The following is an 18,222-nucleotide window of genomic DNA, read 5'->3' as shown; positions in this document are numbered from 1 at the left end:
ACACACCGGCGCCCCTTGTGATATTTTTAAACGTAGCTCTAATAGCGCTTAGAACTCCGCCGGTTTGCAATTGGTGGTCACGATTTCATAGCGAGCATTTTATGACACTCCTCTCCGACGGTCGCGCGCGGGCCATATTGGGCCTGCACCTGTCCGGCACGTTTTGCGCCAGCATGACGGCTCCGTTCATTCCGTTTTACATCGTACAAGAGCTGGGCCACCCGCCCTGGCAAATCAGTATCTACAGCGCGCTGGCAATCCTGTTGACCGTGACGCTTAACCGTCAATTTGCCGCGCGTCTGGACAATGGTCAGCGATTTGCGCCGCTGGTCGGCCTGTCTATCGCGGGGTATGTCGTTGCATTGCTGTCCGTTCTGGTCTGGCCGTCTTACTGGACGCTGGTCACCGTCGGGGTACTGGGGTTCAGCATCAGCAGCAGCTCGTTGTCGACGATGTACAGTTTCGGACGCATCAGCGCCGAGCGTTTTGGGTTCGACATACCCTCGTTCAACGCTTGGCTGCGGGCGATGACCTCGCTGGGTTGGATGATGGGTCCGGCGCTGGCGTTTTTTGTCGCTGGGCAATGGGGCGCGGATCGGACATTTGTCTTTGCGCTGGGTGCGGCCGCAATCTGGGCGACACTCTGGTGGCGTACAATGCCGCGCACGGCCCGGGCCGAGATGGCCGAGAAACCACACCAGACCAACTCGGGAGCCGACCGCGCCTTGAGGCTGGCGGTAACCGCCTGCCTGTTCTTTTCCGCCGCGCATGTGCTGTGCAGCAGCGCTCTGCCCCTGTTTTATGTGCGCGAAGCCGGGCTGCCCGATTTCGCACCCGGCTTGTCCTTTTCGATCAAGACGGCCACCGAAATTATGATCATCCTGGCCACGCCGATCTTGCTGCGCCGGGTTGCGCCCATTTCCGGGCTGATCCTGTCCGGAGGTCTGGGTTTGTGCGCATTTCTGGTCTTGTCGCAGGTCTCGGGGTTGTCCGCGATGGCCGTCGGGGCCGCACTTGAAGGCGCCTATTACGGTTTGTTTGCCGGGGTAAGTCTAACCTATGTGCAGAGCTACGCGAACGGACGCATGGCCCGGGCAAATGCGCTTTATGTCAACAGCCTGTTTATCGGAGCCCTGATCGCCGGACCGTCGGTTGGGATGATCGCGCAGTTTTCCAGTTTCCAGACCGCCATCCTTGCAGCTTGCCTGCCCATGCTCTGCGCGCTGACGGTATTGCTGATCACGGCCAGACTCCGCAAGCGCGGCGAAGTCGGTGCAACGTGACAAAAAAGAACGCTTAGCCGCCCCAGATCACTTTCACATAGTTCTGGGTTTCTTTGTACGGGGGAATGCCGCCATGCTTTTCAACAGCCTGCGGCCCGGCGTTATAAGCAGCCAGCGCCAGACGCCAGGATTTGAACTTGCGATACTGCCAGGACAAATACCGCGCCCCGCCTTCCAGGTTCTGCTTCGGATCATGCGGGTTCACACCCAATAGTCGCGCCGTGCCGGGCATCAGCTGCGCCAGCCCCAAAGCGCCCTTGTGCGATTTCGCATGGGGGTTCCAGCCGCTTTCCTGCTGTACCAGACGTAGGAAGAGTTCTTCCGGGACGTTGTGCTTGCGCGCGGCCTGACGGGCTAGGGTCATATACTGTCCCCGGTATTTACCAGTGTAGCGCTTGTTGAAGCTGTCACTGGTCTTTGCTTTTTTGGGCTTTAGCCGCTCGGAATCGCGGTACTGGGTTGCGGCACGCGAATCCAACACCTTGGCTTGCTTAAGAAAAATGTCCTTCCGGCTTTTTGTCGACAGCGTCTGCGCAGTCACCGGAACCGAGACCAGAGCAAAGCACATAATCAAAAAACCACTAACCAGAAATCGCATTAACGCCAATCTCGCTCGTTCAGGAACTCTGTGGAGTATAGATATTTCACTTAAAAATGAAAGCTTGGTAAACTAAGCCTTGGTATTTTCTTGCTGAGTGTTACCCACATCAACCGTGTTTCAACCACGACGCAGGCCGTATAGGGTCGCTTGGAAACACTGCGCCAGATTCGGGCGCGCAAACGTCAATTCAGAACGGGGAAATACATGGCGGGTTCAGTCAACAAGGTTATTCTGGTCGGAAATCTTGGCCGCGATCCCGAGGTCCGGACATTCCAGAACGGCGGCAAGGTGTGCAACCTGCGCATCGCCACGTCCGAGACCTGGAAAGACCGCAACACCGGTGAACGCCGCGAGCGCACCGAATGGCACTCGGTCGCGATTTTCAACGAAGGGCTTGTCCGCGTGGCCGAGCAGTACCTGCGCAAAGGGTCCAAAGTTTACCTTGAAGGCCAGTTGCAGACCCGCAAATGGCAGGATCAATCCGGTCAGGATCGGTACTCGACCGAGGTGGTCCTACAAGGATTCGGTTCGACCCTGGTGATGCTGGACGCCCGCGGTGAAGGTGGTGGCGGCGGCGGAAGCTATGGTGGCCAGTCGGGCGGCTATGGCGGCGGTCAGGCCGGTGGCGGCTATGGCGACCCCTACGGTGGTCCGTCCAGTGCCCCTGCTCCGGCATCCGGCGGCATCGACGACGACGAGATCCCGTTCTAAACCAAACGGAGACATATCATGACATGGTCCTTCTCACTCGGCCGGATACTGGGGTCGGAACTGAGGGTCCATGTCACCTTTTTCCTGCTGCTGGCTTGGGTCGGTTTTGCCGCCTATTCCAGCGGTGGAGTTCCAGCGGCCATCGAAAACCTGATCTTCGTGTTGGCGCTGTTTGCCTGTGTCGTCGCGCATGAGTTCGGCCACGCGCTGATGGCGCGGCGCTATGGTATCAAGACCCCCGATATCACCCTGCTGCCCATTGGTGGGCTGGCCCGGCTGGAACGGATGCCGGAAAAGCCGATGCAAGAGGTCTGGGTCGCCCTTGCCGGGCCTGCCGTGAACTTTGTGATCTGGATGATACTGGTCGTTCTCGGCGCAGGTATGCCGCTTGATACCTTGGCACAGATCGACTCGACCGGCCCCGGGCTTTTGAACCGACTGGCCTATGTCAACCTGCTGCTGGCGGCGTTCAACATGATCCCGGCCTTTCCAATGGATGGTGGCCGGGTGTTCCGCGCCCTGCTGTGCCTGAAGATGGACCGGGTCAAGGCCACAAAAGTCGCCGCCCTCGCCGGTCAGATCGTCGCCGTGGCGTTCGGTTTCTGGGGTCTGAGCGTCGGCAACCCGATCTTGGTCCTGATCGCAGTTTTCGTCTTTGTCGCCGCCACTTCCGAAAGCCAGGACGTGGCCATGCGCTCGATCGTGCGGCGCGTTCTGGCGCGGGATGCGATGATTACCGAGTTCCACGCTCTGACCCCGACCGACACGCTGGCCACCGCGGCTCAGGCCGTCATTCACACCACACAACATGAATTTCCGGTGCTGGATTCAGCGGGCGATCTTTTGGGCTTCGTCACCCGCGACCGGCTGTTCACCGCCTTGGCCGGGGACGCTCCGCGTTCGGAACCGGCGACCTTGGTCATGGTGACGGATATTCCGCAGGTGCAGCTGACCAGTGGGCTCGAGACGGTTCTGGACGGGCTGCACAAAGGCGCCCCGGCCATCGCGGTCTGTACGCAAGCCGGGAACATGGTTGGCTATATCACCCGCGAAAACATCGGTGAATTGATGGTGATCCGCGGGCGCTGATCAGACCGTCGCCAAAGCGTCTTCCAGCACGGAAATCACCGCCTCACGCGGGACGTCCGAGGTGACGAACGCTTCACCAATTCCGCGCGCCAGGATGAACCGCAACTGGCCGTCGATAACCTTCTTGTCCTGCGCCATCAGATCGACCAGCGCCTCGGCCCCCGGCAATTCTCCGGGAATGTCGGCCAGATCGGTTTTCATCCCCATCGCCCGTAGATGGGCGCGAACGCGGCTTGGGTCCTCTTGCGAGCACAGGCCAAGGCGCGAAGACAATTCGAACGCCAGCGCACAACCGATGGCTACGCCTTCGCCGTGCAGCAGGCGGTCGGAATAGCCGGTCGCAGCCTCAAGCGCGTGACAGAATGTATGGCCGAGGTTCAGCAGCGCGCGGTCGCCCTGCTCAGTCTCATCCCGCGCCACGATATCGGCCTTCATCTGAACCGAGCGAGTCACGGCCCGCACCCGCGCGGCCATGTCTCCGCCCGAAACATCCGTTCCGTTTTGCTCAAGCCACTCGAAAAACGCCGCATCGCCCAGCAGGCCGTATTTCACCACCTCGCCATAACCCGACAGGAAATCGCGCTGGGTCATTGTGCCAAGAACCGAAGTATCGGCCAGCACCAGAGACGGCTGATGGAACGCGCCAATCAGGTTCTTACCCTGCGGTGCGTTGATCCCGGTCTTGCCGCCGACCGAACTGTCCACCTGCGCCAGCAGCGAGGTCGGGATCTGCACGAACCGCACTCCACGCCGCAGAACCGCAGCGGCAAAGCCGACCAGATCACCGATGACACCTCCGCCGAAGGCGATGACTACATCCCGACGTTCAACCTTTTCCGCCAGCAGCCATTCGACCGTGCATTCAAAATGCGGCCAGCTTTTGGTGGCCTCACCCGCAGGCAAGGTCAGCGACGTCATTTCGATCCCAGCAGCGGCCAACCCGTCGCGCAGAGCGTCCAGATGCAGCGCGCTCACGTTTTCATCGGTGACAACGGCCACTTTGGGGCGGTGCAGCAACGGCGCGATCCGGGTGCCTGCCTGCGCCAGCAGGTCTGGACCGATTTCCACGTCATACGAGCGTTCGCCCAGCTCTACATGTACGGTTTGGTGCATTATTTCCGTTCCAAAACATCGGGGCGTGTTGCCAGGGCATCCAACACCCGGTTCACCATATTCTCGATCGAGGTTTCGCCGTCCGATTCAGCGATCAGGTCGGCCTGCGCATAAACCGGCACACGGTCCTCGTACAAGGCGCGCAAGGTCGCATATGGGTCAGCCGTACGCAGCAATGGGCGCGTGTCCTTGTGTTTGACCCGGTTCCACAGAACGTCAAGATCGGCCCGCAACCAGACCGACACACCGCGCTCGGTAATCATCGTGCGGTTCTGTTCGGCCAAAAAGGCACCGCCACCGGTGGACAAGATGCCTTTTTCCTCATCCAGCAGGCGCCCGATGACCTGACTTTCCTTGGTGCGGAAAAACGGCTCTCCGTCGCGGGCGAATATCTCGGGGATGGTCATGTTGGCAGCCGATTCGATCTCGGCATCGCTGTCGAGGAAGGGAACACCCAGCCGCGCGGCCAGCGCACGGCCCACAGCCGTCTTGCCTGCGCCCATCATACCAACAAGAACCACTGTTTTGTGCAGTGCAAAGCCCGCATTCGGGTCCGAGTTGGAGGTGTTATGCTTAATTTCGCTCATTTCACCGTGAATGACGTGATCTTAGGAAAAATGCTAGCTATAACTACGACAAAAGAGAAAATTGGGGCAGCGTTGAGCAATGGGCCGTCTGATCAAGTTCCTGTTATATCTGATTTGCCTGGGTTTCATCGGGCTGGTGGCATACGCCTATCTGGGCCCGTTCTTCGGCGTCGACTTTTCGGCGCCGCAAGAAGAGATACGAGAGCCGGTAATCCTGAATGTCGAATAAGGCCGCAGTGGTTGCGCTGTTTCTGGCCGGTTCGGCGCAGGCACAGCAGGAACCTCTTTCCGTCATAGAATGGCTAAGCGACCCGCCAGAGAACCTGCCGGGGACTGTGTTGCTGGAACCGCCCGTGACGCAGACCGGTGTTCAGCCGGATGTCGAGGTCACACCGCTTGAAGCGCTGTCGCCGCCGCTGGGGTTGGTGTCATCCACTGTGACCGGGCTGCCAGTGGACCTGTGGCAGAACAGCGACCCCGACCGTCTGGCGCAACTGATCGCCCGCGTGCCGGTCAAGTACAACCCGGCGATGCAGCGCCTGTTGTTCACCCTTCTGCTGACCGAAGCCCGCGCTCCTGCCGGACCGAATGCGCAAGAAACATTACTGCTGGCACGGCTCGACCGTCTGATGCAACTGGGGGCTGCCGACCCGGTGCAATCGCTGGTGCAGCTGGCCGGCCCCACCGATAGCCGCGAGCGGTTTCAGCGCTGGTTCGATGCGACGCTTCTGACCGGAGACGAGGATCGCAGCTGTACCTCGCTAATCGCACATCCACATCTGTCTCTGGATTATGCCGCGCAAATCTTCTGCAAGGCCCGTCGGGGAGACTGGAGCTCGGCTGCGCTGACGCTTGAGGCCGCCCATGCGCTGCAGGTTCTGCCGCCCGAGGATCTGGATGTGCTGGACCGGTTCCTCAGCCCCGAGCTTTACGAAGAAGCCGAGTATCTGCCGCAGCCCGACAACCCCGACCCGCTGAGCTTTCGCCTGTTCGAAGCCATTGGTGAACGGTTGCCCTCGACCCCGCTGCCGCGCGCATTCGCAAATGCTGACCTGCGAGACGTCGCCGGATGGAAAGCACAGATCGAGGCAGCCGAGCGCCTGACGCGGATCGGCGCGCTGACCCCCAACCAATTGCTCGGCCTGTATACCGAACGCTCTCCCGCAGCCTCTGGCGCGGTTTGGGACCGGGTCGCAGCGGTGCAAAAGTTCGAAAGCGCACTGGAAAGCGGCAAACCCGGCGCAGTTGCCAAAGCGTTGCCCAAAGTCTGGGAACAAATGCGCAGCGTCGGTCTGGAGGTTCCTTTTGCGGAACTGTTCGCCGATCGACTATCGCAGATGACCCTGCCCGATACGGCCGCCGAAAACCTGCGGTGGCGGATTCTGCTGTTATCCGAACTTTATGAAACCGCCGCTCTGTCGCCACCCGATGACTCGGTAGAGACTCAGTTCCTGGCCGCACTCGCGCAGGGCGATCCGGGGCGGACGCGAAGCCCGTCACCTTGGGCTGATGCGGTGGCTGAAGGATTTGCCTGGGCTGCGCCTGTGCCTTCAGACATTGATGCGATGCTGACTAACGGTCAGCTGGGCGAGGCTATTCTGGAAACAATGGAACTGTTTGCACACGGCGCGCGTGGTAACCTTGTCGATCTGACTGCTGCCGTTGCAACCCTGCGTCGTGTAGGCCTTGAGGACACCGCCCGTCGCGCCGCCTTGAACCTTCTGATCTTGCAGGACACCTGACCATGGTGGCCCCGGCAACCTCGGATCTGTGGATCTCCACCTTCCTGCAGGCGCAAGCCGCCGAGCTTGGGGCGGCCAACAACACTCTGCTGGCCTATGGGCGTGACCTGAAGGATTTTGCCGCCTGGTTGGAACGCCAAAAAATCGGGTTCGCCGAGGCTGAGCGTGATCGGATCGAAGACTATCTGATCGACTGTGACGCGCAGGGGCTGGCGCAATCCACCCGTGCGCGGCGTCTTTCAGCGATCAAGCAAATCTATCGTTTCGCCTTCGAAGAGGGCTGGCGCGACACCAACCCTGCCATTCAGATCAAAGGCCCCGGACGGCAGAAGCGCCTGCCCAAAACTCTGGACGTGCCCGAGGTCGACCGGCTGCTGCAGGCCGCTCGTCAGACCGGACGCACCAAGGGCGACCGGGTGCGCAACACCTGCCTGATGGAGGTGCTCTACGCCACCGGTATGCGGGTAACCGAGCTGGTCTCGCTGCCGGTTTCATCCGCGCGCGGCGATCCCCGAATGCTTCTGGTTCTGGGTAAGGGCGGCAAGGAACGCATGGTGCCGCTCTCGCCCCCCGCCCGAGAGGCGCTGGCCGCGTGGCTGATCGTCCGGGACGAGGCCGAGGATCAAGTGGTCGCCGATGGTGGCCAGCGATCCAGGTTCCTGTTTCCGTCTCGTGGGAAATCCGGGCACCTGACGCGCCACATGTTTTTTCTGCTGGTCAAGGAACTGGCGGTTCAGGGCGGCGTTTCCCCGGAAAAGGTCACGCCGCACACGCTGCGCCATGCTTTCGCCACGCACCTGCTAGCCAACGGAGCTGACCTGCGGTCGATCCAAACGCTGCTGGGCCATGCCGATGTGGCGACCACCGAAATCTACACTCATGTTCTGGACGAACGTCTGGCCGAACTGGTGCTGGAGCACCACCCGCTGGCCAAAGACCCCGAAGACAAGGGCTAACCCCTTGATCCGCAGGGGACGCGCCCCCATAACGGATGCAGCAACACCAATAACCAAGGACCGATGGAACCCTCTTCTTCTCTGATCGACGGCGCATTCTGGTTTACCACAGGCGCCATTCTGCTTTTGCTTGTCCTGTCGGGCTTTTTCTCGGGTTCTGAAACGGCATTGACCGCCTCGTCGCGCGGTAAGTTGCGGGCGCAGGCCGACAAGGGTTCGCGCGGGGCGCAAAAGGCGCTGGATATCACCGATGACAACGAACGGCTGATCGGTTCGGTCCTGCTGGGCAACAACCTTGTGAACATCCTTGCGGCCTCGCTGGCGACCGCGCTGTTCACGCGGCTGTTCGGCGAAAGCGGCGTGGCGCTGGCAACGCTGGTGATGACGCTGCTGGTTCTGATCTTTGCCGAGGTCCTGCCCAAAACCTACGCCATCACCAACGCGGAAAAAGCAGCCGCCCTTGTGGCGCCGATAATCAGCGTTGTGGTGAAGGTTTTCTCACCCATGGTTGCGGCGGTTCGCTTGCTGGTACGCGGCGTGCTGCGGCTGTTCGGCGTGCAGATCGACCCCGATAGCAACATCCTTGCCGTACGCGAGGAGATCGCCGGAGCGCTGCATCTGGGCCACTCGGAAGGTGTGGTCGAAAAGGAAGACCGCGACCGTATTCTGGGCGCCCTTGATCTGGGTGACCGCACGGTCGAAGAAATCATGCTGCACCGCTCGAATATCGAGATGATCGATGCCGACGACGCTCCCGAGGCCATTCTGCAGCAATGTCTGAAAAGCCCGCACACTCGCCTGCCCGTGTTCCGGGATGAGCAGGAGAACATCGTGGGCGTGGTGCACGCCAAGGACCTGTTCCGCGCGATGTACGCACATGCGGGCGCCAGCGAGGAAGACAGCGACCGGCTGAAATCCTTCGACATCTCGAAGGTGGCAAACGACCCTTATTTCGTGCCCGAAACCACCACGCTGGACGATCAGATGCGAGAGTTCCTACGGATGCACAGCCACTTTGCGCTGGTGGTGGATGAATATGGCTCGCTGCGTGGCTTGATCACGCTGGAGGACATCCTCGAGGAAATCGTGGGCGAAATCGCCGACGAGTTCGACATCGAAGAAGACGTCCCCGTAACCCGCACCGAGGACGGCCAATTCCTTGTTGAAGGCGCGATGACGATCCGCGACGCCAACCGGGCGATGGACTGGTCGCTGCCCGATGAAGAAGCCAACACAATCGCCGGATTGGTTATTCACGAGGCGCAGATGATCCCGGTGACCGGTCAGGTGTTCTCGTTCCACGGGTTTCGTTTCGAAGTCACTGCACGCGAAGGCAACCGGATTACCGAGCTGAAAATCCGCCCGCTCTGAACCTTGTTCAGCGACAAGCGATGTCGTGAACGGAACAGCCCGCCCTGCCGCGCGCCTGCAGTCTTTGGTCAAAATGTATGGGAGACAGGAACATGAAGACCACAACTCAGGTAGCCGTCATCGGGGGCGGCGTTGTCGGGTGTTCGGTGCTCTACCACCTGACCAAGCTGGGTTGGTCCGACGTCATGCTGCTGGAACGGTCGGAACTGACCAGCGGGTCCACGTGGCACGCAGCCGGAGGGTTCCACACTCTGAACGGCGACACCAACATGGCTGCGCTGCAGGGCTATACCATCCGCCTGTATAAAGAACTGGAAGAGATCACCGGCATGTCCTGCGGCCTGCACCATGTAGGTGGGGTAACTCTGGCCGACAATCAGGACCGGTTCGACATGCTGTTGGCCGAACGTGCCAAGCACCGGTTCATGGGGCTGGAAACCGAGATCGTCGGACCGGAAGAGATTAAGAAGATCGCCCCGATTACTAATACTGACGGCATCATCGGCGCGCTTTACGATCCGCTAGACGGACATCTTGACCCATCGGGCACCACCCACGCCTATGCCAAAGCGGCGCGGATGGGCGGCGCAACCATCGAAACCCATTGCATGGTGCGCGAAACAAACCAGCGCCCCGATGGCACTTGGGACGTGGTCACTGACAAGGGCACCGTTCATGCCGAACATGTGGTCAACGCGGGGGGTCTCTGGGCACGTGAGGTCGGTGCCATGGCGGGCGTCTATTTCCCGCTGCACCCGATGGAGCATCAATATCTGGTCACGGACTCGATCCCCCAGATTGAGGCGATCATCGACGCCGGTGGCGAGCACCCACATGTAATGGACCCCGCCGGAGAAAGCTATCTGCGGCAGGAAGGGCGCGGTCTGTGCATTGGGTTCTATGAACAGCCCTGTAAGCCTTGGGCGGTGGACGGTACTCCGTGGGAGTTCGGACACGAGCTGCTGCCGGACGACTACGACAAGATCACTGACAGCATCGAGTTCGCCTATAAACGCTTCCCCGTTCTGGCCGAGGCCGGGGTGAAATCGGTGATCCACGGGCCGTTCACTTTTGCACCTGACGGCAACCCGTTGGTCGGGCCGGTACCGGGGATACGCAACTACTGGTCGGCCTGTGGTGTGATGGCCGGGTTTAGCCAAGGCGGTGGTGTGGGCTTAACGCTGGCGCAATGGATGATCGAGGGCGAACCCGAACGCGATGTGTTCGCCATGGACGTTGCCCGGTTCGGCGACTGGATCAGCCCCGGCTACACCCGGCCGAAAGTAATCGAGAACTATCAGAAACGGTTCAGCGTCGCCTATCCGAACGAGGAACTGCCCGCTGCCCGCCCGAACCGCACGACCCCGATGTACGACATCTTCAGCGATCTGGGCGCGGTCTGGGGTCAGCAATACGGGCTGGAAGTGCCGAACTATTTCGCGCAGGACGACGAACCCGGATACGAAACACCCTCATTCCGTCGCTCGGACGCGTTCGACGCAACGGGGCGTGAAGTGCGCGCGGTCCGCAATGGTGTCGGCATCAACGAGGTTCACAATTTCGGCAAATATCGCATCTCCGGCCCTGCAGCTCGCGCCTGGCTGGACCGGATCATGGCGGGGCGGATTCCGCAACCTGGTCGGGTCTCCCTGACACCGATGCTGTCCCCCAAGGGCAAGCTGATCGGAGATTTCACTGTCTCCTGCCTGAGTGAGACTGAATTCCAACTAACGGCCTCCTATGGTGCGCAGGCGTTCCATATGCGTTGGTTCCTGCAACACCAACAAGACGGCGTGACCATCGAAAACATCAGCGATCGGCTGAACGGGTTTCAGATCGCCGGTCCGAAGGCCTCTGACGTGCTGTCCGCCTGTACCCGCGACAACATCTCGGACCTGCGGTTCCTCGACGTGCGGTGCATAACGGTTGGCATGACCGACTGCATCGTACAGCGTGTCAGCTATACCGGCGATCTGGGGTACGAGATTTATTGCGATCCGATGGCGCAGAGGCAGCTCTGGTGGACACTGTGGCAGGCCGGTCAACCGCACGGCATGGTGCCCTTTGGAATGCGCGCGATGATGAGCCTGCGTCTGGACAAGTTCTTTGGCTCATGGATGAGGGAATTCTCTCCCGATTACACCGCTGCCGAAACGGGGCTGGACCGGTTTATTGCGTTCTCGAAACCCACAGATTTCATCGGTCGGGCCGCAGCTGAACAGGAACGGACCCAAGGAACCGCACGCAAACTTGTGGCCTTTGAGGTCGTAGCCGACGACGCCGACGTGAACGCGTATGAGCCGATCTGGCTGGACGGCAAAGTCGTGGGATTCTGCACGTCAGGAGGGTACTCGCATTATGCCCAAAAGTCGATTGCACTCGGGTTTCTGCCGGCTGAACGGGTGACCGACGGCTTGGAGGTTGAAATCGAAATCCTCGGCCATTTGCGCAAAGCTAAGGTGATCTCCGAGCCTCTGTTCGATGCGGACGGGACGCGAATGCGGGGATGACACCGCACGGATCCGGCGGCATGGTGGCGGCATGACGGACATACCCATTCTATTGCTGGCCGCCGGACAATCCAGCCGCATGGGCGGCAAGGACAAACTGTTGCAGATCGTGGATGGCGTGCCATTGCTGCGCCGCTCGACCCTGATCGCCCTGCGTGCGGCCCCGGTAATCGTCGCGCTGCCCCCGGCCCCGCACGAACGCCATGATGTATTGGACGGACTGGACTTGCAGCGGGTCAGTATCCCGGACGCCCGCGAAGGCATGAATGCCAGCCTGCGCGGAGCACTCGCGCAAGTATCAGGCGATGCACCCGCTGTGATGATCTTGCTGGCGGACTTACCAGAAATCACCACCGAGGACCTTACGGCTATGCTTAGTTCGGTTCGATCCCACCCGGACAAGTTGATCTGGCGCGGTGCAACGGCCAATGGCAAACCGGGCCACCCTGTCGTGTTTGATCGCAGCCTGTTTGAGCATCTTAGCGGGTTGTCAGGCGATGAAGGCGCGCAGTCCGTCGTCCGCGCCAATGCCGCCAAAGTACATCTGCACACCTTGCCCGGTCAAAATGCCCTGCTGGATCTGGACACGCCCGAGGATTGGGCCGCGTGGCGCGCAAATCGCGCCACCTGAAAAGTAACGCGGCCCGGTCGTTGTCGACCGGGCCGGTACCCAAAACAGGACTACCACTTTTCATCAATCCCGGAAACGCGGCCAATAATGCCAATTGGCATCCTGGCTATTCCGCCGCCGAACCTAAACAAGACCCCCTCGTTAACATGCCGCTCAGCGTTTCCAGTGACTGTGACAAGCCTTAGGCACCCCCTAGTGCCACCGGCTCCCCCTCGCTTGGGCTCTTTCATCGTCACCGATCCGATGCGATCAAACAACGTAAAATTGGAAAGAACGGTTAATTTTGCATCTTTTGGAATGGTTTTTGCGCAACATCGCCAAGATGAAATTCAACCTTAAGGAGAATTGGATTTCCGCCTCACGCCCCATCAACCGCCATTAAGCACAAACCTAAGAAGATATCTGTCGTTTTTGCGATCAATTGCATCTACGAGTTTCGTCAATGTTCAAGCATGACCACAACTCATGGGAGATCGCCAAAAAATGGAATAATTTGGCAGCTGCTTTGTTAACGAAATTGATTCAATTCAACCCTTTTTGCCTATTGGCACCCAAACCGGCAACAATCCACCGATTCGTACACGGTGATTCGCACAAATCCTCCGATCGCCGCCTTCGACTCGGCGGCATAGAACCGTCTGTTTGTGGCAAAATTAAGTTTTATTAACATTTCGCTCAGGAAACACTCAGACAAAGCGCGCATCTCCTGTTCCAACGCGCGGCCGCAACCGCGTGATATAAACAGGAGATAAAAATGAGCATCCGCAAATCCTCTCTTCTTTTGCCCGGGACAGCCAGTTGGGTTGGCGCCGGCGCGCTGAGCGCCGCCATGCTGACAACCACCGCCCTGCCCTCGATGGCCGACGAAGCTCTGGCCGATCTGGTCGAAAACGTATCGCCTTCGGTCGTCACCATCATCGCGGAACAGGGCGCGGCACCGGATCCGGCGCAGAACTTCAACCGTGACCAGCACTCGTTTGAAGAGTTCTTCAAACGCTTTGGCGCACCCGAAGGGTTCAACGCACCTCAGCGCGGGCCAGCACAGGGGCTGGGCTCTGGATTTGTTCTGGATGAAGCCGGATACATCGTCACCAACCACCATGTCGTCAACAAAGCCGAAACGGTTACCGTTCGCATGTCCGACGACCGCACCTACGAGGCCGAAGTCGTCGGCACCGACCCGCTGACCGACATCGCCGTTCTGAAGATCGAAGCCGACGAGGCGCTGCAAGCCGTCAGCCTGGGCGACAGCGACGTGATCCGCGTGGGTGAAGACGTCGTGGCAATCGGCAATCCGTTCGGACTGCATTCGACCGTGACAACCGGGATCGTGTCGGCCAAGGGCCGCAACATCTCGGCCGGGCCCTATGCCGAATTCATTCAGACCGACGCAGCCATCAACAAAGGCAACTCGGGCGGTCCGCTGTTCAATATGGAAGGCGAAGTGGTTGGCGTGAACTCGGCCATCTACTCCCCTACCGGCGGGTCCGTGGGTCTGGGTTTTGCTGTGACCTCGAATATCGTGGAACACATCGCAGCTGATCTGCGCGATGACGGTCAGGTCAGCCGAGGTTGGCTGGGCGTATCGATCCAGAACGTCAGCCCCGAGATCGCTGCGGCCATGGGCATCGATGCCTCGCACGGCGCGCTTGTTGCAGACGTCGTTGATGGCAGCCCGGCGGATGGAGTGTTGAAGCAGGGTGATGTCATCCTGACCTTCAACGATGAGGCCGTCGACTCCAGCAGCGATCTGCCGATCCTTGTCGGCACCACCAAGGTGGGCACCGACAGCGTTCTGACCGTTCTGCGCGATGGCAAGGAACAGCAGATCGAACTGACCATTGGCCAGCATCAAAGCGCCTCGGCCGAGATCGACAAGTCCATGGACGAAACAATCTCGGGCACCGCATTGGGCGTGACCGTAGCCCCGCTGACCGACACCAACCGCGCCGAAATGGGTGTGGGAGAAAATGTCGCCGGTGTGGTCGTCACCGACCTGAAACCGGACAGCCCTGCCGCCAAGGCCGGTCTGCAGCGTGGCGATGTGATCGTGAAACTGGGCGGCCAGGAAACCGCAACCCCGGACGCGTTGAAAGCCGCGCTGGACAGCGAAAAGACCGATCCCGCGCTTGTGCTGATCAATCGCGGCGGGAACCAGATCTTCGTAGCGGTGGAAGTCGCCTGATCTGACACCAGCGCGCGCCACGTGATGGGGAAATATGGCGGGCGCCTCCCTGGCGGGTTTGAATTGTCCGCAAACCGCCGGGACTGCCGGGTGCGAAATTCCGCACCCGGCAGATTACTTAGCAAAACCATGTGCTTTGCCCGAAAACTATGCTTTACTTCCAGTAGAAAGGAATTCGGATCATGAGCCGTCGCCTGTTGGTCGTCGAAGATGACGCAGACACCAGAGATTTCATCGCCAAAGGATTTGGTGAAGAAGGCTATGTCGTCGAAGCAGCCGAGGACGGTCGCGAGGGCCTGTACCATGCCACAGACGGCGGATTTGACGCCGTGGTACTGGACCGGATGCTGCCGGGGCTCGATGGACTGTCCCTGATCAAGTCGATGCGCGCGGCTGGCGTGAAAACCCCGGTTCTTATGCTGACCGCGATGAGCGCCGTGGACGAGCGGGTCAAAGGGCTGCGGGCCGGGGCCGATGACTATCTGGTCAAACCGTTCTCGTTCCAAGAACTGCACGCCCGGATCGAGGCCCTTCTGCGTCGCCCGCAAGAGGCCGAGGAAAGCCCCACCCTGACCTGCCGTGACCTAGAGATGGACTTGCTGACCCGCAAGGTCACCCGCAACGGGCGTGAGATCACCCTAACCCCGCGCGAGTTTCAGATCCTTGAATTCTTCCTGCGTCGGAAGAACCGCGTGGTGTCTCGTACTATGCTTCTGGAAGGCGTTTGGGATTATCATTTCGACCCGAATACCAATGTGGTCGACGTCCATATCTCAAAGCTGCGGCGTCAGCTGGACGAAGGCGGGGAACCGCCGTTGATCGAAACCGTCCGGGGTGCGGGCTACATGATATCTGATGGATAACATAAGACTTTCCTTCAACAATTCTCGCACACGCCTTGTACTGGCCAGCATGGTTCTCAGCACTTTGCTGACGGCCACCGTGCTGGCATTGGTCTATGTTACCGCCAACCGCAGTATTGAGGGCGAGACCCGTTCGGTCGTGTCGGCGGAACTGACCGGATTGGCGGACGAATACGAACGCCGCGGCTTGATCGGATTGATGACCGCGATTGAACGGCGCATTCCCACCGCCTCGGAAAGGGATGCTCTCTATCTTCTGACGGATCGGTTCGGCGCCAAACTGGCAGGCAACCTCAAACAATGGCCCGAGGGGATCACGGCGGGCAGCGGTTGGGTCGACCTTGAGCTGCGCCGCGCCGATAATGACCAGTTGGTGCCCATCTCGGCCGCCTCGGTCCGCCTGCCCGGCGGCGAACGCCTGCTGGTTGGGCGCGACGCGCTGGCGCGGCAACAGTTCGATCGCGTGCTGCTGCGCTCGGTTGGCATCGCACTGGCGATTGCGCTGGCGCTGAGCGTGTTGACTGGCTGGCTGTTCACCCGTCTGGTCTTTTCTCGCCTGTCCGATATCGCCAGTACCGCCGAAAACATCGTCTCGGGCGACCTGTCCCGCCGAATGCCTCTGCGCGGCACTGGAGATGAGTTCGATCAGGTGGCCGGTACGCTCAACACTATGCTGGACAAGATAGAGGAATTGGTCAGCAACCTGCGCACCACATCGAATTCCATTGCGCATGACCTGCGCTCACCCCTCTCGCGCCTGAAACAGCGGGTTGAGGCTCTGTCCGACCCCGGTAAAACGGATCAGGAACGTGAGATCGACGTTGCGCGGGCCAGCACCGAAATCGACCACGTGCTGCACGTACTGGGGCAGCTGACCGAAATCTCACGCGCCGAGGCCGGCGTCGGCCGGGAACAGTTCGAACCGGTGGACCTGCAACAACTGGTGGAGGATGTGGCCGAACTTTACGAACCCGTCGCCGACGATCAGGGTATCCGGCTTGAGGTTACGGGCAACGCCGGGTCAATTCCCGGGCACCGGCCGCTGTTGTCCCAGGCACTGTCGAACCTGCTGGAAAACGCAATGCGCTATGCCCCGCAGGATACAACGGTCACGATCAACCTATCCGAGGACGGCCCTTATACTAGCCTTAGCGTCCGCGACCGAGGTCCGGGCGTGCCACAAGAGTACCTGCCGCGTCTGCAAATGCCATTTGTCACGCTCGACCCGGCCCGGACCGAGCGCAATGCCGGATTGGGATTGGCCCTGGTTGCCGCGATATCCCGAATGCACGGCGGCGCGTTTGAGGCGCACAACTGCGACCCCGGACTTGAGGTGGTAATCAAGCTGGCACGCAAGCCCTAAGCCGGAATACCTTTGATCGCCATCGTCTTGTTTTTGTATCGTCTGTCCGCAGTCACATCCGCACCGAACCATTCAGGCGGATTATAGGCTTCGGCTTCGGCCTCAGTCTGAAACTCGACCTCGACCAGACGTAGCGGCGCCAGATCGCCCAGAAACACGTCCAGTTCGAACACCCGCCCATCCGGCAACTGCCCGGTAAAGCGTTCCTTTTCCACCCGGCGCCCGTCCGTTTCGGGCCAGAAGGTATCGAACTGTTCTGCCGAGATTTCAGCCTCGCGCTCGACCCGCGCCAAAGCGCCTTCACCCTTGAGAGTCAGAAAGTACCTATCGTTTTTCTGACGCAGACGCAGTTCAGTGGAATCGTCAGGTGCGGTCAGATAGCCCTGGCGCACGACGGCCTTTTCCGCGCTGCTCAGGTCCGGCAGGTCCGCGACCAGAAACTTGCGTTCAATTTCGGTGCTCATTTGGTTGAAATCACTCCGTTTTCCAATTCATCGAACAGCGCCTGATAGGCGACATTTGCGGCGCTGCGCCCGGCATAGATACTGACCGGGGCGCGGTTCTGCCCCATGCGTTCGATATCCGCAGCAAAGGGAATCTCGGTGTGCAGGAACCGCTTTTTGTACACTTTACGCATCTTCTCCATCGACTCCAGATGCAGGGTTTTGCGCCGCTGCACCATCGAAAAGAACGCCTTGAGTTTCTTCCTTGGCAGCTTGTGATCGTCGAAGAAATTCACCAGCTGTTCAAGCGTCCGTTCTGACAGGGTCGTCGGGATAACAGGCACGAGAATCTGATCGGCAGCTTTGAAGATATTCTCGGACAGGGTCGAAAAGTTCGGCGGGCAATCCAGAATGATCACGTCATAATCACTACCCGCGGTGGCCAAGGCCTTTTTCAGGCGCGACCGTTTGTTCCGCATCCGCGAGAGGAAGACGTCGAAATCGCGAAAGGTTAGGTTAGCAGGCAGCACGTCCAGCCCGGCAAAATCACTGGCCCGGATCGACTTGGTGAACCGTTCTACATCTTCAAAGAACCGCGCGTCCGTCAGCTTTTTCGACGGTTTCACCCGGAAATAGAACCCCGACGCCCCCTGCGGATCGAGATCGCACAGCAGCACCGTGTACCCCGCTTGTGCATAGGCATATGCCAGGTTCACCGAGGTCGCGGTCTTTCCCACTCCGCCCTTGTTGCTGTAGCAGGCAATGATCTTCACT

The 18,222-nt window shown here is 59.9% G+C and carries 17 protein-coding genes; 12 read left to right on the top strand and 5 right to left on the bottom strand.

All coding sequences use genetic code 11. The annotated features are described in order from the left end of the window. Window positions 1-101: 101 nt before the first annotated feature. A complete protein-coding gene (locus GOX63_RS01305; RefSeq protein WP_170324684.1) occupies window positions 102-1,283 on the top strand; it encodes an MFS transporter in 1,182 nt (393 codons plus the stop codon). A gap of 13 nt (window positions 1,284-1,296) precedes the next feature. Here the strand turns inward: GOX63_RS01305 and GOX63_RS01300 are convergent, their stop codons facing one another. Continuing rightward, a complete protein-coding gene (locus GOX63_RS01300) occupies window positions 1,297-1,881 on the bottom strand; it encodes a lytic transglycosylase domain-containing protein (RefSeq protein WP_170324683.1) in 585 nt (194 codons plus the stop codon). Window positions 1,882-2,088: 207 nt separating this feature from the next. Between GOX63_RS01300 and ssb the strand changes: the two genes are divergently transcribed. Both ssb and GOX63_RS01290 read left to right on the top strand, forming a co-directional pair. Continuing rightward, window positions 2,089-2,595, top strand: a complete 507-nt coding sequence (gene ssb, locus GOX63_RS01295) for a single-stranded DNA-binding protein (RefSeq protein WP_170324682.1) — start codon at window positions 2,089-2,091, stop codon at window positions 2,593-2,595. Window positions 2,596-2,613: 18 nt separating this feature from the next. Next, window positions 2,614-3,684: a site-2 protease family protein gene (locus GOX63_RS01290; protein ID WP_170544577.1), complete on the top strand. Its 1,071-nt coding sequence runs from the start codon at window positions 2,614-2,616 to the stop codon at window positions 3,682-3,684. Here the strand turns inward: GOX63_RS01290 and aroB are convergent, their stop codons facing one another. Together aroB and GOX63_RS01280 are read right to left on the bottom strand one after the other, a co-directional pair. Continuing rightward, window positions 3,685-4,797: a 3-dehydroquinate synthase gene (gene aroB, locus GOX63_RS01285; RefSeq protein ID WP_170324680.1), complete on the bottom strand. Its 1,113-nt coding sequence runs from the start codon at window positions 4,795-4,797 to the stop codon at window positions 3,685-3,687. Then, window positions 4,797-5,384 carry a shikimate kinase gene (locus tag GOX63_RS01280; RefSeq protein WP_170324679.1) on the bottom strand — a complete coding sequence of 196 codons (588 nt, stop codon included), beginning with the start codon at window positions 5,382-5,384 and terminating at the stop codon, window positions 4,797-4,799. The genes aroB and GOX63_RS01280 overlap by 1 nt, the downstream gene beginning before the upstream one ends. Before the next feature lie 79 nt (window positions 5,385-5,463). Between GOX63_RS01280 and GOX63_RS01275 the strand changes: the two genes are divergently transcribed. The 9 genes from GOX63_RS01275 (at window position 5,464) to GOX63_RS01235 (ending at window position 17,005) form a co-directional block, all read left to right on the top strand. Continuing rightward, on the top strand, window positions 5,464-5,613 hold the full coding sequence (locus tag GOX63_RS01275) for a hypothetical protein (protein ID WP_170324678.1): 150 nt from the start codon (window positions 5,464-5,466) through the stop codon (window positions 5,611-5,613). Then, window positions 5,603-7,126, top strand: coding sequence for a hypothetical protein (locus GOX63_RS01270; protein WP_170324677.1), 1,524 nt, complete (start codon window positions 5,603-5,605; stop codon window positions 7,124-7,126). The genes GOX63_RS01275 and GOX63_RS01270 overlap by 11 nt, the downstream gene beginning before the upstream one ends. Window positions 7,127-7,128: 2 nt before the next feature. Beyond that, window positions 7,129-8,082, top strand: coding sequence for a tyrosine recombinase (locus GOX63_RS01265; RefSeq protein ID WP_170544574.1), 954 nt, complete (start codon window positions 7,129-7,131; stop codon window positions 8,080-8,082). A 63-nt stretch (window positions 8,083-8,145) separates the two neighbouring features. Next, window positions 8,146-9,453, top strand: coding sequence for an HlyC/CorC family transporter (locus GOX63_RS01260; protein WP_170544571.1), 1,308 nt, complete (start codon window positions 8,146-8,148; stop codon window positions 9,451-9,453). A gap of 92 nt (window positions 9,454-9,545) precedes the next feature. After that, window positions 9,546-11,963: a GcvT family protein gene (locus GOX63_RS01255; RefSeq protein WP_170544569.1), complete on the top strand. Its 2,418-nt coding sequence runs from the start codon at window positions 9,546-9,548 to the stop codon at window positions 11,961-11,963. Between the two features lie 31 nt (window positions 11,964-11,994). Further along, window positions 11,995-12,594 (top strand): nucleotidyltransferase family protein, encoded by a 600-nt coding sequence (locus GOX63_RS01250; protein WP_170324673.1) that lies wholly within the window; start codon window positions 11,995-11,997, stop codon window positions 12,592-12,594. A gap of 754 nt (window positions 12,595-13,348) precedes the next feature. Further along, window positions 13,349-14,779 (top strand): DegQ family serine endoprotease, encoded by a 1,431-nt coding sequence (locus GOX63_RS01245; protein WP_170324672.1) that lies wholly within the window; start codon window positions 13,349-13,351, stop codon window positions 14,777-14,779. A gap of 182 nt (window positions 14,780-14,961) precedes the next feature. Continuing rightward, the gene (locus GOX63_RS01240; RefSeq protein ID WP_170324671.1) at window positions 14,962-15,642 is read left to right on the top strand and encodes a response regulator transcription factor; all 681 of its coding nucleotides are present in this window, start codon (window positions 14,962-14,964) and stop codon (window positions 15,640-15,642) included. Continuing rightward, a complete protein-coding gene (locus GOX63_RS01235; protein ID WP_170544566.1) occupies window positions 15,635-17,005 on the top strand; it encodes a sensor histidine kinase in 1,371 nt (456 codons plus the stop codon). The genes GOX63_RS01240 and GOX63_RS01235 overlap by 8 nt, the downstream gene beginning before the upstream one ends. Here GOX63_RS01235 and GOX63_RS01230 read toward each other — a convergent pair. Both GOX63_RS01230 and GOX63_RS01225 read right to left on the bottom strand, forming a co-directional pair. Further along, window positions 17,002-17,469, bottom strand: a complete 468-nt coding sequence (locus tag GOX63_RS01230) for a CYTH domain-containing protein (protein WP_170324669.1) — start codon at window positions 17,467-17,469, stop codon at window positions 17,002-17,004. The two genes, GOX63_RS01235 and GOX63_RS01230, sit on opposite strands and share 4 nt — an antisense overlap. Continuing rightward, on the bottom strand, window positions 17,466-18,221 hold the full coding sequence (locus GOX63_RS01225) for a ParA family protein (RefSeq protein ID WP_170324668.1): 756 nt from the start codon (window positions 18,219-18,221) through the stop codon (window positions 17,466-17,468). The genes GOX63_RS01230 and GOX63_RS01225 overlap by 4 nt, the downstream gene beginning before the upstream one ends. Window position 18,222: the final 1 nt, after the last annotated feature.

The sequence above is a fragment of the Ruegeria arenilitoris genome (assembly GCF_013031355.1).
Classification (GTDB): domain Bacteria; phylum Pseudomonadota; class Alphaproteobacteria; order Rhodobacterales; family Rhodobacteraceae; genus Ruegeria; species Ruegeria arenilitoris_C.
The sequence above is the reverse complement of the archived record's forward strand: the minus strand, read 5'-3'. Positions and strand labels throughout refer to the sequence as shown.

Coding starts and splice junctions, on each gene's coding strand:
- GOX63_RS01305 (WP_170324684.1), top strand. CDS start 102: ATGACACTCCTCTCCGACGGTCGCGCGCGGGCCATATTGGGCCTGCAC.
- GOX63_RS01300 (WP_170324683.1), bottom strand. CDS start 1,881: ATGCGATTTCTGGTTAGTGGTTTTTTGATTATGTGCTTTGCTCTGGTC.
- ssb (WP_170324682.1), top strand. CDS start 2,089: ATGGCGGGTTCAGTCAACAAGGTTATTCTGGTCGGAAATCTTGGCCGC.
- GOX63_RS01290 (WP_170544577.1), top strand. CDS start 2,614: ATGACATGGTCCTTCTCACTCGGCCGGATACTGGGGTCGGAACTGAGG.
- aroB (WP_170324680.1), bottom strand. CDS start 4,797: ATGCACCAAACCGTACATGTAGAGCTGGGCGAACGCTCGTATGACGTG.
- GOX63_RS01280 (WP_170324679.1), bottom strand. CDS start 5,384: ATGAGCGAAATTAAGCATAACACCTCCAACTCGGACCCGAATGCGGGC.
- GOX63_RS01275 (WP_170324678.1), top strand. CDS start 5,464: ATGGGCCGTCTGATCAAGTTCCTGTTATATCTGATTTGCCTGGGTTTC.
- GOX63_RS01270 (WP_170324677.1), top strand. CDS start 5,603: ATGTCGAATAAGGCCGCAGTGGTTGCGCTGTTTCTGGCCGGTTCGGCG.
- GOX63_RS01265 (WP_170544574.1), top strand. CDS start 7,129: ATGGTGGCCCCGGCAACCTCGGATCTGTGGATCTCCACCTTCCTGCAG.
- GOX63_RS01260 (WP_170544571.1), top strand. CDS start 8,146: ATGGAACCCTCTTCTTCTCTGATCGACGGCGCATTCTGGTTTACCACA.
- GOX63_RS01255 (WP_170544569.1), top strand. CDS start 9,546: ATGAAGACCACAACTCAGGTAGCCGTCATCGGGGGCGGCGTTGTCGGG.
- GOX63_RS01250 (WP_170324673.1), top strand. CDS start 11,995: ATGACGGACATACCCATTCTATTGCTGGCCGCCGGACAATCCAGCCGC.
- GOX63_RS01245 (WP_170324672.1), top strand. CDS start 13,349: ATGAGCATCCGCAAATCCTCTCTTCTTTTGCCCGGGACAGCCAGTTGG.
- GOX63_RS01240 (WP_170324671.1), top strand. CDS start 14,962: ATGAGCCGTCGCCTGTTGGTCGTCGAAGATGACGCAGACACCAGAGAT.
- GOX63_RS01235 (WP_170544566.1), top strand. CDS start 15,635: ATGGATAACATAAGACTTTCCTTCAACAATTCTCGCACACGCCTTGTA.
- GOX63_RS01230 (WP_170324669.1), bottom strand. CDS start 17,469: ATGAGCACCGAAATTGAACGCAAGTTTCTGGTCGCGGACCTGCCGGAC.